The sequence below is a fragment of the Actinomadura xylanilytica genome, assembly GCF_030283145.1.
GTDB lineage: Bacteria > Actinomycetota > Actinomycetes > Streptosporangiales > Streptosporangiaceae > Spirillospora > Spirillospora xylanilytica.
This window is the reverse complement of the sequence record NZ_JASNWE010000003.1, coordinates 1,066,899-1,081,612: the sequence shown is the minus strand read 5'-3', so window position 1 is coordinate 1,081,612 and position 14,714 is coordinate 1,066,899. Positions and strand designations below refer to the sequence as shown.

General features: G+C 73.9%; 11 protein-coding genes. 6 read left to right on the top strand and 5 right to left on the bottom strand.

What is annotated here, in order from left to right:
* Positions 1-153 precede the first annotated feature (153 nt).
* On the top strand, positions 154-876 hold the full coding sequence (locus tag QP090_RS22550) for a TetR/AcrR family transcriptional regulator (protein WP_285941115.1): 723 nt from the start codon (positions 154-156) through the stop codon (positions 874-876).
* 42 nt (positions 877-918) lie between these two features.
* On the opposite strand, the gene QP090_RS22545 is transcribed toward QP090_RS22550, so the two are convergent.
* Entirely contained in the window at positions 919-1,563 is a 645-nt protein-coding gene (locus tag QP090_RS22545; protein ID WP_285941114.1) for a TetR/AcrR family transcriptional regulator, read from the bottom strand.
* A gap of 71 nt (positions 1,564-1,634) precedes the next feature.
* Between QP090_RS22545 and QP090_RS22540 the strand changes: the two genes are divergently transcribed.
* Positions 1,635-3,758, top strand: a complete 2,124-nt coding sequence (locus QP090_RS22540) for a HelD family protein (RefSeq protein WP_349666503.1) — start codon at positions 1,635-1,637, stop codon at positions 3,756-3,758.
* Here the strand turns inward: QP090_RS22540 and QP090_RS22535 are convergent, their stop codons facing one another.
* Entirely contained in the window at positions 3,759-4,592 is an 834-nt protein-coding gene (locus tag QP090_RS22535) for a TIGR02452 family protein (protein WP_285941113.1), read from the bottom strand. It abuts the gene before it with no gap.
* 114 nt (positions 4,593-4,706) lie between these two features.
* Between QP090_RS22535 and QP090_RS22530 the strand changes: the two genes are divergently transcribed.
* Genes QP090_RS22530 through QP090_RS22520 form a run of 3 tightly spaced genes read left to right on the top strand, consistent with a single transcriptional unit; the run spans position 4,707 to position 9,826 of the window.
* Positions 4,707-5,696 (top strand): DUF3152 domain-containing protein, encoded by a 990-nt coding sequence (locus tag QP090_RS22530; RefSeq protein ID WP_285941112.1) that lies wholly within the window; start codon positions 4,707-4,709, stop codon positions 5,694-5,696.
* Positions 5,697-5,738: 42 nt separating this feature from the next.
* Positions 5,739-7,235 carry a 3' terminal RNA ribose 2'-O-methyltransferase Hen1 gene (locus tag QP090_RS22525; protein ID WP_285941111.1) on the top strand — a complete coding sequence of 499 codons (1,497 nt, stop codon included), beginning with the start codon at positions 5,739-5,741 and terminating at the stop codon, positions 7,233-7,235.
* Entirely contained in the window at positions 7,232-9,826 is a 2,595-nt protein-coding gene (locus QP090_RS22520) for a polynucleotide kinase-phosphatase (RefSeq protein WP_285941110.1), read from the top strand. The genes QP090_RS22525 and QP090_RS22520 overlap by 4 nt, the downstream gene beginning before the upstream one ends.
* A gap of 79 nt (positions 9,827-9,905) precedes the next feature.
* On the opposite strand, the gene QP090_RS22515 is transcribed toward QP090_RS22520, so the two are convergent.
* The 3 genes from QP090_RS22515 to QP090_RS22505 form a co-directional block, all read right to left on the bottom strand.
* The gene (locus tag QP090_RS22515) at positions 9,906-10,166 is read right to left on the bottom strand and encodes a TFIIB-type zinc ribbon-containing protein (RefSeq protein ID WP_432763067.1); all 261 of its coding nucleotides are present in this window, start codon (positions 10,164-10,166) and stop codon (positions 9,906-9,908) included.
* Positions 10,167-10,233: 67 nt separating this feature from the next.
* Complete coding sequence (locus QP090_RS22510) at positions 10,234-11,193, bottom strand: phosphotransferase family protein (protein WP_285941109.1); 960 nt, start codon at positions 11,191-11,193, stop codon at positions 10,234-10,236.
* Between the two features lie 12 nt (positions 11,194-11,205).
* On the bottom strand, positions 11,206-13,893 hold the full coding sequence (locus QP090_RS22505) for a PQQ-dependent sugar dehydrogenase (RefSeq protein WP_285941108.1): 2,688 nt from the start codon (positions 13,891-13,893) through the stop codon (positions 11,206-11,208).
* A gap of 247 nt (positions 13,894-14,140) precedes the next feature.
* Between QP090_RS22505 and QP090_RS22500 the strand changes: the two genes are divergently transcribed.
* Positions 14,141-14,707, top strand: coding sequence for an NUDIX domain-containing protein (locus tag QP090_RS22500; protein WP_285941107.1), 567 nt, complete (start codon positions 14,141-14,143; stop codon positions 14,705-14,707).
* The last annotated feature ends 7 nt before the right edge of the window (positions 14,708-14,714 follow it).

Sequence of the window (14,714 nt, the reverse complement as noted above, 5' to 3'; positions counted from 1 at the left end):
AACACTGTTCTAAATTACGAATACTGTTCGTGTCAAGTACGATGTTCGTTGACCGGAGTGGGAGGGGTGTCGGCCGAGAACCTCTCCTCAACAGAGAAGATATATCGCGATTCTCGACAGTCAAGATGTATCGCGAGATTGGCAGGTTCCGACATGGCCGCACCCGCCGGCATGCCGACGCCTCCGGGCCGCAGGCCGCGCAAGGCCGTCCCGTCCAAGCGGCCGCTCAGCCAGGACCTCATCGTCGGCACCGCGATCGGGGTGCTCGACGCCGAGGGGCTGGACGCGGTCAGCATGCGCCGGGTCGCCCAGGAGCTCGGCACCGGGCCCGCCTCCCTGTACGCCCACGTCTCCGGCAAGGACGAGCTCCGCGAGCTGATGCTCGACCGGGTCGCGGGCGAGATCCGCGTCCCCGAGATCGATCCGGACCGCTGGCAGGAGCAGCTCAAGGACCTGGCCCGCGAGGTGCGGCGCGTGTGGGGCGCGCACGCCGACATCGCCAGGGTCTCCCTGGCGCTCATCCCCACCGGCCCCAACCTGCTGCGCCTCGCCGAGTTCCAGCTCGCCGTGATGCGGGCCGGCGGCGTCCCGCCCCGCATCGCCGCCCTGGCCGTCGACACGCTCGGCGCGTTCATCGACGCCGACAGCGTCGAGAACACCCTCTACGCCGCCAAGACCGAGGACGGGCAGGGCGGGACGGAGCACTTCCTCCGCTACATCGCCGAGATCCGCGAGTACTTCAAGGCCCTGCCGGCCGAGCGCTACCCCAACGTCGTCGCGATGGTGGACGATCTCACCGACGGCGACGGCGACGAACGCTTCGAGTTCGGCCTCGACATCTTCATCCGCGGCATCGGCTCCTACGTCGAGCAGTGACCGCGGTTCTTCTCGCCGCGGTGCGCGCGGGCGGCCGGGAGGTCAGGCCAGGTGGGCGGCGAGGCCGGTGTCGAGCAGGTCGAACGCGTGCTCGGCGCCCGCCAGTGCGTCCGGGAGGGCGGCGGCGGCGTCGCGTCCGTCCGCCAGCGCCCGCCAGTTGGCCCGGGCGAGGACGCGCATCACGGCGATCACCTGGGCCGCCGCCGGCCCGGAGGTGAGATCGGCGCCCGCGTCTCCGGGGCCGCGGCGCTCGGCGAGCGCGGCGGCCAGCTCCTCCTCCTCGCGCGCCGCGTGCTCGGCCAGGCGGGCGAGCAGGCTCGGGGTGGCGAAGACCATCCGGTGGTAGGCGAGGACCTCGGGGGCGTCGCTCAGGCCGGTGACGGGGTCGTGCCGCCGGAGCCCGTCGAGGAAGTGGCGGCGGAGGGCGGTCAGCGGGGGCCGGTCCGGCGCGTCCCGGACGACGCGCGCCGACTCGCCCCGGTGGTCGGTGACGCGGTGCAGCACCAGGTCTTCCTTGGTGGCGAAGTACTTGAACAGCGTGGGCTTGGAGACCTCCGCCGCCGCCGCCACGTCCGCGACCGAGACCCGGTCGAAGCCGTGTTTCAGGAAGAGCGCGATCGCCGCATCCGACAGCGCCCGGTGGGTGCGTTCCCGTTTGCGCTCGCGGAGTCCGGTCGGTTCGGCCATGCGCCGAGCGTAGCAGCGGGGCGACTCGGGCAAATTTTTAACCAGGTCACTATATTAACCAGGTTAAGATTTTGTCGGAGGAGGTGCTCACCGTCATGGACGAGCTCGAACGGGAACGGCGGCACGCCGCGGACGCACGCGAGGCGCTGGCCGCCATGGTCGACGCGGCCCGGCACCAGGTCGTCATCGGGGAGGCGGCGGGCGCCGACGGGTTCGCCCTCGAATCGCTCGGGCGGCTGCTGAAGGGCAACGCCGGGCGGATCGCCGGGGAGCCGGCCGGTCCGCCGTTCTTCGGGCGACTGGACTTCGGCGCCCGGCCCGAGGCCGGGGACCACGCCGGTCGCCGCTACCACATCGGCCGCCGGCACATCTCCGGCGGCCCGGAACGTCCGCCGCTGGTGCTCGACTGGCGCGCGCCGGCCGCGCGGGCGTTCTACCAGGCCAGCGCCGGAGAGCCGCAGGGCGTCGCGGTGCGCCGCAGGTTCGGCTGGGCCTCGCTGACGCTGACCGGATTCGAGGACGAAGACCTCGGGCGCGGCGCGGGCACCGAGCGCGGCGCGGATCCTGAGCACGGCGCGGACACCCGGCCTGCCGGCTGTATCCTCGCCGCTGAGCTCGAACGTCCGAGGCGCGGGCCGATGCGCGACATCGTCGCGACCATCCAGCCCGAGCAGGACGATCTGGTGCGCGCCGGGCCGGACGAGTCGATCTGCGTCCAGGGCGCGCCCGGGACGGGCAAGACCGCCGTGGGCCTGCACCGCGCCGCGTACCTGCTCTACAGCCACCGCAAGCGGCTCGAACGGTCCGGGGTGCTGATCGTGGGCCCCAACCCGACGTTCCTGCGCTACATCTCCGCGGTGCTGCCCGCGCTCGGCGAGGTCGACGTCGAGCAGACCACGCTGGACGGCCTGCTTCAGCGCACCGCCGTGCGCGGCGTGGACGAGGGGGCCGCGGCGATCGTCAAGCACGACGCGCGGATGGCGCCGGTGCTGCGCCGGGCCCTGTACGCGCGGGTGGCGGGCCCCGAGGAGACGCTCGTGGTCCCGGACGGCGCGTACCGCTGGCGCGTTCCGCCGGCGGACCTGCGGGCGATCGTCGACGCGGTGTGCGGCGAGCGGGTGCCGTACGAGACGGGCCGCGATCGGGTCCGGTCGCGCGTCGTGGCGCTGCTCCAGCGGCAGGCGGAACGCCGGGGACAGCCCACGAATGCCGCCTGGCAGCGCCGGACAGGCCGCTCCCGCGCCGTCACGGCCTTCCTGGACGCGACGTGGCCGAGGACGCGGCCCGAGGAACTGGTGGCGGCGCTGCTCGGCGACGCCGGGACTCTCGCGGCGGCGGCGGGCGGGACGCTGACCGAGGCGGAGCGGACGGCGATCCGGTGGGCGCGGCCCCGTCCGGCGAGGTCGGCGCGCTGGACGGCGGCCGACGCGGTCCTGATCGACGAGGCCGCCGGGCTGATCGAACCGGCCCGGGGCCACGGCCACCTGATCGTGGACGAGGCGCAGGACCTGTCGCCGATGGAGTGCCGGGTGCTCGCCCGCCGCGGCGGGCTCGGCTCGCTCACGGTGCTCGGCGACCTCGCGCAGGGCACCACGCCGTGGGCGGCGCGGGAGTGGCGCGCGCAGCTCGCCCACCTCGGCGTGCCGGACGCGCGGATCGTGCCGCTCACCCGCGGGTTCCGGGTGCCGGGCGCGGTCCTGGCCCTGGCCAACCGGCTGCTGGACGCGCTGGACGTGGACGTGCCGCCCGGCCGGTCGGCGCGCGGCGACGGGGAGCTGCGCCTCCGTCCGTCCGATGACCTGGCCGAGGGCGTCCGCGCGGCCGTGCGGGACGCGCTCGCGCGGGAGGGCTCGATCGCCGTGATCGCGGCGGACGCGGCGCTGCCCGCGCTGGCCGGCGCGCTGCGCGCGGCGGGGATCACGGCGGGGACCGCCGACGGGGACGAACGGGTGTCGCTGGTCCCGGCCACGCTGGCCAAAGGGCTGGAGTACGACCACGTGGTGGTCGCGGAGCCGGCCGGGATCGCCGAGGCCGAGGCCCGCGGGCTGCACCGCCTGTACGTGGTGCTCACCCGCGCGGTGTCGCGCCTCGACGTCGTGCACGCGCGGCCCCTCCCCGCCCGGCTCGCCGCCGCGGTGCCCCCGGAGGCGGAGGCGGAGGCGGAGGCGGCGGTACCTGCGGGGCCTGCGGGGTGATCAGGGGGAGGGGGTGATGACCTGCTCGAAGGCGGAGTGGCGGGGGGAGCCCGCGGCCGTGTCCCAGACCGCGAACACGACGTGCTCGAAGAACCCGGCGAAGTCGGCGCGCAGCGCCTCGTCGAACGCGGCGGCGACCTCGTGCGGGTCGTTGCCGAAGACCCCGCAGCCCCAGGCGCCGAGGACGATCCGCCGGTGGCCGTGCGCGAGCGCCACCGCGAGGACCCGGCGGGCGCGCGAGCGCAGCACCTTGGGGACGCGCGCGGCCACGGCCGGGTCGCGGATCGCCCCGAGGTTCGGGGCCGGGGAGGTGAGGAACGCGACGTCGTACGGCTCGTCCAGCAGCCGTCCCGCGTCGTCCCGGAACACCGGCACGGCGGGTGAGTAGATCATGTGGTCGCTGTAGAGCAGGTCGCGCTGCTCGCGGTGGAACTCGTAGTACTCGGGGGCCGCGCGCAGCGTCGTATAGAGGCCCGACGAGCGCGCGAGACCCTCTTCCTGGGCGTGCGCGCCGTTGAGGAAACCGCCGCCGGGGTTCTTGGCGGACGCGAAGTTGAGGGCGAGGGGCGGCGTGTCCGGGCCGCAGAGGCGGCGCGCGGCGGCGAGCGTGGTCTCGCCGGTGACCTCGACGCGCGTCGCCCGGCCCTCGGGGAGCGCCTCGGGCCGTCCGAACGGGGCGAGGCTGTCGCCGGGCCGGTGCAGGACGGTGCCGTACACGGCGGAGTCGAGACGTCCGGCGATCGTGACGGTGCTGCCGGAGGGAGAGGTGTATTCGCCGCTCTCGAGGATGGCCACGGTCTCCTGGGCGGTCATCCGGCGGGGGTGTCTGCTCATCGCGGTCCGGATTGTTCCGGTCACGCGGTCGGAGCGGCAACTTGTTTGCGCTGACCTGCGAGGTCACGCGAAATGATTAGAATCGCCCTGGTTTCTGGCATGCTGTGCTGCGCCATGCAGCCCCCACGATCGCGACCACGTTCCCGCCGCTCCTCGTCCCACCGCCGGGCCGAGGCCCCGCCGCCCGCCGCGCCGCCCCCGCCGCGCGGGCCCGCACCGTACGGGGAGCCGCCGCCGTACGAGGAGCCGCCGTTCGAGGAGTCGGTTTACGCCCCCCAGCCCCTCGGCAACCTCGCCGCCGACCTGGACCGGGAGTTCGAGGGCGCGCGGCGCAACCGGGTGCGGGGCGCGATCATCCTGACGGTGTCGCTGGTGCTGCTCGTCGCGCTCGGCGCGGGCGCGATGCTCGCCTGGGGGTCGATGTCGGGGAAGAAGCCGCTCGCCGCCGACACCCCCGACTCGCCCGCGACCTCGAGCCCCTCCGCCGACACCGCCCCGTCCAGCCCGCCGGTCGTCACCCCGAAGCAGCCGCCGTACATCCCCGCGAAGGGCGACGGGAAGTTCACCCGCCCGCCCTCGGCGACCCGGGCGTACGGGCACGGGAAGCTGATGCGCTACATGGTCGAGGTCGAGGGCGGCCTCCGCCAGAACCCCACCGCGTTCGCCCGCAGCGTGGACCGGATCATGGCCGACCCGCGCGGCTGGACCGCCGGCGGCAAGTGGTCGTTCCGCCGCGTCGACTCGGGCCCCTACGACTTCGTGGTGCGGCTGGCCTCGCCCGGGACCGTCGACAAGATCTGCGGCGCGTACGGCCTGACCACCGAGGGCAAGGTCAATTGCAGCGTCGGCAAGCAGGTCGTCGTCAACCTGAAGCGCTGGCTGCTGCTCACCACCTTCTACCGCGGGCAGCCCGACCACTACCACGCGCTGGTGATCAACCACGAGGTCGGCCACCGGCTCGGCTTCGGCCACATGACCTGCGCCGGCCGCGGCCGGGCCGCGCCGGTCATGCAGCAGCAGATCTTCGGCCTCAAGGGCTGCAAGATCAACGGCTGGCCGTTCGACCGGCGCGGACGGCTGGTCACCGGTCCCTCGGTGCCCTGAAAACCGCTGGGGCACCCGACCCGCTTCCGCCACACTTGGCCCGTGCTTCTGACCATAAAGACCACCATGCCAGGTGCGCCCGACCTGGGGTACGCGCTGCACAAGCACCCTGGACGGGTGCAGCGGTTCGACCAGTCCTTCGGGACCGCGCACGTCTTCTACCCCGACGCCGACGAGGACCGCTGCACGGCCGCGCTGCTGCTCGACGTCGACCCCGTCAAGCTGGCCCGCACGCGTAGCAGGAGCACCCCGGACTTCTCCCTCGGCCAGTACGTCAACGACCGTCCGTACGCGGCGTCCTCGCTGATGGCCTCCGCCATGGCCAACGTGTTCCGGACCGCGATGCGCGGCCGGTGCGACGCGCGTCCCGAGCTGGCGGCCACGCCGATCCCGCTGGAGATCGTGCTGCCCGCGCTGCCCTGCCGGGGCGGGCCCGCGCAGGCCGCGCGGTTCTTCGAGCCGCTCGGCTGGGAGGTCTCCGCCGTTCCGGTGCCGCTCGACCCGGAGTTCCCCGAGTGGGGCGACTCGCGGTACGTGACGCTCACGCTGACCGGCACGCAGCGGCTCGCCGACGCGCTCAACCAGGTCTACGTGCTGCTCCCGGTGCTGGACGACGCCAAGCACTACTGGATGGCGCCGGACGAGGTCGACAAGCTCATCCGCGCGGGGGAGGGCTGGCTGGCCGCCCACCCCGCCCGCGCCGACGTCACCCGCCGTTACCTGGCCAACCGCCGCACCCTCGTGCGCGCCGCGCTGGGACGGCTCGCCGACTCCGAGGACGCCCCTGAGGACGCGCTCGACCACACCGACATCGACGAGGAGCAGCCCGCCGCCACCGTCCCGCACGCGACCGACGCCGACGCCGACGCCGACGCCGCGTCCGCGCACGGCGCGACGGCCACCGAGGACGCCGGGGCCACCGAGGACGCGGCACCCGTGACGCTCGCCGAGCGGCGCGGGCGGGCGGTCCTCGAGGCGCTGCGCGAAGAGGACGCCCGGCGCGTCATCGACCTCGGCTGCGGCTCCGGGAAGCTCCTCTCCCGCCTGCTCCAGGACGCCTTCTTCACCGAGATCGCGGGCGCGGACGTGTCCTACCGCGCGCTCGGGGCGGCCAAGCGGCGGCTGAAGTGGGAGCCGAGCCCGAACGCGTCGTCCGGCCGGCTCACCGACCTGTTCCAGGGCGCGCTGACGTACGCCGACGAGCGCTTCCGCGGCTACGACGCGGCGGTGCTGATGGAGGTCGTCGAGCACGTCGACCCGCCCCGCCTCGGCGCGGTCGAGCAGGTGGTGTTCGGCGACGCCGCGCCCCGCGTGGTCGTCGTCACCACTCCGAACTCCGAGCACAACGTGCGCTACGAGGGCATGGCGCCCGGCGCGATGCGGCACGCCGACCACCGCTTCGAGTGGACCCGCGCGCAGTTCCGCGAGTGGGCCGGGCGCGTCGCCGCCGCCCACGGCTACCAGGTCCGCCACGTGCCCGTCGGCGACGACGATCCCGAGGTCGGCGCGCCGACGCAGATGGGGGTGTTCAGCCGATGACGATCGAGACTGCGGAGGGGGCGCGGCCGGCCGGCCGCGAGGTCCGGATCCCCGAGATGGGGCTGGTGGTGCTGGTCGGGGTGTCCGGCTCGGGCAAGTCGCACTTCGCGCGCGAGCACTTCACGCCGACCCAGGTCGTCTCGTCCGACTTCTGCCGGGGCCTGGTGTCGGACGACGAGAACGACCAGTCCGCGACCGGTGCGGCGTTCGACCTGCTGCACTACATCGTCGGGACGCGGCTGCGGCGCGGGCTGCTCACGGTGGTCGACGCCACCAACGTGCAGCCGAAGTCGCGCGAGTCGCTGGTGCGGCTGGCCAAGGAGAACGACGTGCTGTCGGTCGCGATCGTGCTGGACGTGCCCGAGCACGTCGCGGCCGAGCGCAACGCCGCCCGGCCTGACCGGGACCTGCCCGCGCACGTGATCCCGCGGCAGCGCCGCGAGCTGCGCCGCGGGCTGCGGTCGCTGTCCCGCGAGTTCCGCCGGTCGTACGTGCTGGCGGGCACCGCGGAGATCGACGCCGTGACGCTGGTCCGGGAGAGGGCGTGGAACGACCGGCGCGACCTGACCGGCCCGTTCGACCTGATCGGCGACGTGCACGGCTGCCGCGCCGAGCTGGAGGACCTGCTGGCCGACCTCGGCTACGAGATCGAGCGGGACGCGGCGGGCCGGGCCGCCGGCGCCAACCACCCCGGCGGGCGCACCGCCGTGTTCGTCGGCGACCTGGTCGACCGCGGCCCGGACAGCCCGGGTGTGCTGCGGCTCGTCATGGGCATGGCCGCCGCCGGGAACGCCCTGTGCGTCTCGGGCAACCACGAGGCCAAGCTCGTCAAGGCGCTGCGCGGGCGCAAGGTGCGGGTCGCGCACGGGCTGGCCGAGTCGCTGGAGCAGCTCGCCGCCGAGCCGGCGGAGTTCCGTGACGAGGCGCTGCGGTTCATGGACGGCCTGGTCGCCCACTACGTCCTGGACGGGGGCCGCCTGGTGGTGGCGCACGCCGGGCTGAAGGAGGACTACCACGGGCGCGCGTCCGGCCGGGTCCGCTCGTTCGCCCTCTACGGCGACACCACCGGCGAGACCGACGACTACGGGCTGCCGGTGCGCTACCCGTGGGCGCGCGACTACCGGGGCGAGGCGATGGTCGTGTACGGCCACACGCCGATCCCGAGGCCCGAGTGGATCAACAACACGATCTGCCTGGACACCGGCGCGGTGTTCGGCGGGAGCCTCACCGCGCTGCGCTATCCCGAGCGCGAGCTGGTCTCGCTTCCGGCCCGGCAGGTCTGGTACGAGCCGGTCCGCCCGCTCGCGGCGCCGGGCGGGGCGGACGCCGCGGGCGGGCACCGCGAGAGCGACGTGGTGAAGATCGACGACGTGCTCGGCAACGGGGGCGTGCGGACCCGGCTGATGGGCCGGGTGTCGGTCCGCGAGGAGAACGCGCTGGCGGCGCTGGAGGTGATGAGCCGGTTCGCGGTCGATCCGCGCTGGCTGGTCTACCTGCCGCCGACGATGGCGCCGGCCGCGACGTCCGGCCTGCCCGGCTACCTGGAGCACCCCGCCGAGGCCCTCGCCGCGTTCCGGGACAGGGGCCTCACCCGGGTGGTGTGCGAGGAGAAGCACATGGGCTCGCGCGCCGTCGTGGTCGTCTGCCGCGACGCCGAGGTCGCGCGGGCGCGCTTCGGCGTGGACGACGGCACCGGCGGCGCGATCTACACGCGCACCGGGCGGGCGTTCTTCCGCGACCCCGCCCGCACCGGCGAGGTGCTCGGCCGGGTCCGCGCCGCGATCGGGGCCGCCGGGCTCTGGGACGAGCTGGACACCGGCTGGCTCGTGCTCGACTGCGAGCTGCTGCCGTGGTCGGCCAAGGCGATGGACCTGATCCGCACCCAGTACGCGGCGACCGGCGCCGCGGCGCGGGCGGCGCTGCCGGTGGCCGCGGACGCCCTGGCGCGGGCGGCGGCGCGCGGCCTCGACGTCGGCGGGCTGCGCGAGCACGTCGACCGGCGGGCCGCCAACGCGGCGCTGTTCCGCGACGCCTACGCGCGGTACTGCTGGACGGTCGACGGCCTGGACGGGCTGCGCCTGGCCCCGTTCCAGGTCCTGGCGGGCGAGGGCTCGGCGTGGGCGGCGCTGCGCGACCACGACTGGCACATGGAGGTGGCCGGGCGGCTCGCCGCGTCCGACCCGTCCGGGCTGATCGCGCCGACCGGGTGGACGGTCGCCGACCTCGGCTCGGCGGACTCGGAGGCGGCCGTGACCCGGTGGTGGGAGGAGCTCACCGCGTCCGGCGGGGAGGGCATGGTGGTCAAGCCGCTCGGGCCGCTCCCGGACGGCGCCAAGGTGCAGCCGGGGGTGAAGTGCCGGGGCCGCGAGTACCTGCGGATCATCTACAGCCCCGACTACACCGAGCCCGCCAACCTGGACCGGCTGCGCGGCCGGTCGCTCGGCCGCAAGCGGTCGCTGGCCATGCGCGAGCACGCGCTCGGCCTGGAGGCGCTCGACCGGCTCACCGCGGGCGAGCCGGTGTGGCGGATCCACCAGGCGGTGTTCGCCGTGCTCGCGCTGGAGTCGGAGCCGGTCGACCCCCGGCTCTGACGGCTCCGGGCGCGGACCGCGTCCCGCCGTGCTCAAGGGGCGTCCGGACGGACGGGCTCTTGAGCACGGCGGTGGCGGGTCAGGTCGAGAAGAGCATGCCGAAGACGCCGCCGTGGTGCGGGCGGTGGTGGCCGCCGTGGTGGTGGTGCACCGCCCCGCCGGGGGCGCCCCACGCGGGGGCGGCGGGCGGCGGGGCGGCCCGGTACTGGGCCTCCATCTGCCCCAGGGCCTCCAGCTCGCCGTAGTCGAGGAAGACTCCCCGGCAGTTGTCACATTGCTCGATCTGAACGCCGCTGCGGTTGTAGGTCCGCATCACGCCGCGGCACTTTGGGCAGTGCATCGCTTGGCCGTCCTTCCGATCTGGATCCCCAGGAAGAGGGTAAATCTAGGGCAGGCACGACGCCACGTCATGCCCGGTCCCTCATCCTGGAGATTCTCCTACAGGTGTCGATGAGCGCCTCTTCGGCGCCGTCGAGCGGTCGGTCCTCCTCCCGCGCGGTTCTGACGCACGTGGCGGCGATCTGGACCGCCAGACTTCGGGCCGGCATCTCCAGCGCCGCCCACGGGTCGCCGTCCGCGGGCACCGCCGCGCCGCCGGCGGCGCGGTAGGCGTCCAGGAAGACCTCCCAGTCGGCGGGGGCGAGCACGCCCGCCGAGTACAGCGCGGCGGGCCGCGCCAGGTCCCAGGCGGGGTCGCCCCGGCCGAGGTCCTCGATGTCGATGAGCCGCCAGTACCCGGCGCGGGTGCGGACCATCTGGCCGAGGTGCCAGTCGCCATGGAGCAGATGGTCGTCCGCGCTGCGCGCGGGCGGCGCGGATTCGCCGCGGACCCAGGCCGGGAGAGTGGCGAACGCCCGGCGCACCTCGGCCGCCGCAGTGACCAGCTCAGGCGCGTCCGTGGCGTCCATACGGGCGACGACGCGGGCGACGCGTTCGGGGCGTCCCCAGGAGGGCGCGTCCATGGGGACGGGGGTGTTGTGGAGGGTGGCGAGCAGCCGCGCGCCTTCCGCCCAGGGCAGCCTTCCCAGCGGGTCGACCGGTTGCCCGTACGGTGCGACGGTGACGGTGTGTCCGTCCAGCAGGAGCAGCGGGGGACCGAGCGGCGCCAGCACCTGCGGGAGGGTACCGGCCAGTGCGACCCGCTGGGCGAACGGACGGCCGTAGACGCGGTCGGGTTGGTGCGCCTTCACCGCCAGTTCCCCGATCCGCACCACCAGGACGCCGTGACGGTCGTACAGCATCTCCGGCTCGCGGTCCCCGCCGGCACGGCCGCCACCACCGCCGGTACCGGCGATGGTGCCGTACGAACCGCTGCCTATCTCGACGAGCCGGGCGAACAGCTCAGACTGCTCCGTCTCGGTGTGCACCGGTCAAGTCAATCATCTGTCGAAGACCTCCATCTCCCAGAGCGAGTAGCCCCAGTTCGTCCCGCGCGCGGTGCCGTACACCCGGACCCAGCGGGCGTTGATCGGGGTGAAGCGCATGACGTCCACCTTGCCGTCGCCGTTGGTGCGGGTGTGCACGGTGGTCCACACCCCGCCGCCGGTCGAGGTCTGGAGTGTGTAGTTCTTGCCGAACGCGGTCTCCCAGCGCAGCAGCGCGTAGCCGACCGGGCGGGCCGTGCCGAGGTCGACCTCGATCCACTGCGGATCGGCGGCCTTGCTGCCCCAGCGGGTGGCGAGGTCCCCGTCGACGGCCTTGGCCCCCTCCACGCCGGCCTTCTCCACGCTGGAGGTCTTCACCGGCCGGTTCAGGGCGAGGTCGGTCTTGCGCCGGTATGTGGCGGTGAGGGTGCCGGCGGCGTCCACGGTCACGTTGTGCGCGGACGCGCCGCCGTCCGACCAGCCGGCGAACTCGTAGGCGTTGTCGCCCACCACCTGCGTCTGCGTGGGCGCCGAGACCGACACGTTCGATCCGGTGATGACGGTGCCGTCGAACGGCGCGGGCGCGGTCTTCTCCAGCAGCGTCAGCGGGATCCCCGGCGGATCGCTGGCGAGCGTGAGCGTGCTGGTCTTCGGATGCAGTTCGACGCTCTTGGTGTCGCTGAGCCCGTCGGAGTCGGTCGCGGTCAGCCGCAGCTCGATCCACGACGGGTACTCGTGGTCGGGCGCGTCGAACGCCCCGGACTGCCCGTCCTGCCCGGTGATGGTGTGGGTGTGGCAGTCGCTCGGGCAGTGGTGCATGATGATCTGCCACTTCAGCGCGTCGCCGGTGAGCGTGCCGTCCTCCCCGTCGGTGCCGCCGCCGGAGAACCCGATCCGGTCGCCGACCTTCCAGGTGAGGCCCGCGTCCGGGGAGGCGATCGTCGCGACCGGCGGGGTGGACCCGGCCGTGACCACCAGCGTGGCGGTGTCGGACGCGCCCCTGGTGTCGGTGACCTTCAGCCCGACGGTGTAGCGGCCCTTGGTCTCATAGGTGCGCTTCGGCCTCGCGTCGGTGGAGTCGTCGTAGGCACCGTCCCCGTCCAGGTCCCAGGCGTAGGCCAGCGGGACGTCCCCGTCGGCGTCGCTGGAGGTCGTCCCGTCGAACGCGACGGTGAGCGGCGCCGGGCCGCTGGTCACGTCCGACTTGATCGCGGCCACCGGCGGGTTGTTCACCCCGTTGTAGGTGAACCGGACGATCCGGCCGCCGAGGATGTCGACGCCGAACAGGTCGCCGTTCGGGCCGGCCTGGAGCTCCACGATGCCGCCCGCGCTGGTGGCGAACGTCTCGATCCTGGTCTTGTCGGGCAGCCCGTTCGCCCCGGGCCGCATCGCCCACACGCACTGGCGCGCGTAGTCGCTGAAGAACAGCGCGCCCCGGTACTGCGCCGGGTAGATCCCGCCGGAGTAGAACGCCATCCCGCTCGTGGAGGAGCTGCCGACGCCGCAACTCTCCCCGGGGACGACCTTGTCGCTGTGCTTGTAGGCGAAGTGCGGCGCCGTCACGGCCGCCGCGCCCTCCGAGTACAGGTTCTCGCAGATGTCGAGGTTGGCGGCGTCGTACCCGGGCGTGCGGCCGGCGCCCTCGTAGCAGGGCCACCCGAAGTTGCGCAGGGTGGACCTCGGCTCAGGGAGGCGGTTGATCTCCTCCCAGGTGGTGTAGCCGACGTCGCCGTTCCAGATCTCGTCGGTGCCGGGCCGGACGGTGAACCGGTAGGGGTTGCGCAGGCCGTAGGCGACGATCCGCCGCACGTTCACCCCGCCGTTCGGCAGCGGGTTGCCCGCCGAGCCCTGGCCGGTGTCCGGGTCGATGCGGATGATGGCGCCGTCGAGCGTGGCCGGGTCGCCGGCGGTGCGCAGGTCCTGGGCGCGCAGCGCGCCGCCCTCGGCCGTGGGGGCGGTCAGCGGGGTGCCCGCGGGCTTGGGCGGGTCGCCGCAGGCGTTGTCCTTCTGGCCGTAGTCGGCGTACCCGAAGCTGGCGCCGTCACCGCCGCCCGCGTAGAGCTGCCCGTTCTTGCCGAACGCCAGCGTCCCGACGGAATGGCTGGAGAACTGCTGGCACCAGTCCTCCACCAGCACCTGCTCGCTGATCGGTCCCTCCTGCGCGGCCCGCGCCCGCACCGCGGGCGTCAGCACCGAGATGCGTCCGGCGACCACGCACCCGGCGTTGTTGGCGCCCGGCGGGTCGGGGCACTGGTCGTTGGTGCCGTCCTCGGAGGGCCACCTGGGGTAGGCCCCGCCCAGCTGGCCGTTGTAGGTGTACATCACGTACACGCGCGGGTCGGTGGGGAAGTTCGGGTGCAGCGCCATTCCGAGCAGGCCCCGGTCCCAGCCGTTGAACGTCTGGCGGCGCAGGTCCGCGAACACCTCCGGGGTGGTGTCGGCCGGCGAGTCGAAGACCTTGATGATCCCGCTCTTCTCCGCGACGAACACCCGGCCGTCCGGGGAGAACTCCACGTTCGTCGGCATGGTCAGCCCGGAGAAGGCCGTCTTCTGCTGGAAGCCGGCCGGGAGGTCCACCGCCGGGAGCCCGGCGCCGAGCGCGGTGGGCGCCGCGAGCACGACCGCGGCGAGCAGCACCGCCAGCACCGCCGCCGCGGTGCTCCTCGCCCTTCGTCCCCGATCGGTCAACGCGAGTGCGGCCACGGACAACCTCCCCGTTCCCGGGTGCGCGCTGTGGACTCCGCGCACTGGGGCGAACGATGAAGCATTTCGTGACATGTGGGGATACCTAGGACGAATACGGACCGCAAGCGGTCAGCGCCCCATCCGGAACCGGTCACCAAGTCAACCGATCACACCGGCCGGACGACGCGGACACCGCCCCCCCCGTGAAGATCGCCGGGCCGCCCGGGCCGGCGACGGCGGGTGGGCGATGCAGCACAATGGGGCCATGGGAGACGGGGGAGCGGGGAGCGACGGACCGGCGGTGCGGCGACTGGCCTCGCGGGTGGTGTACGAGAACGCGTGGATGACCGTCCGGGAGGACGAGATCCAGCGGCTCGACGGCGCGCGCGGTATTTACGGGGTGGTCGACAAGCCCGACTTCGCGCTGGTGATCCCGGCGGCGGACGGCGGGTTCCACATGGTGGAGGAGTACCGCTACCCGATCGGGCGGCGCACCTGGAACTTCCCCCAGGGGTCCTTCCCCGGCGACGAGACGGGGACGCCCGAGGAGCTCGCCCGGCGCGAGCTGGCCGAGGAGACCGGGTTCCGCGCCGCGACCCTGACGCCGCTCGGCTATCTGAACGCCTCGCACGGCACCAGCAGCCAGGGGTTCCACGTGTTCCTCGCGACCGGCCTGGAACCGGGGCCGCACGCCAGGGAGACCGAGGAGCAGGACATGCGGCAGCGGTTCGTCGGCCGCGCGGAGTTCGAGCGCCTCGTCCGCGAGGGGGCGGTCACCGACGACTCGACGGTCGCGGCCTACACGCTGCTGGCGCTGCACGAAAACGCCTAGCCGCGCC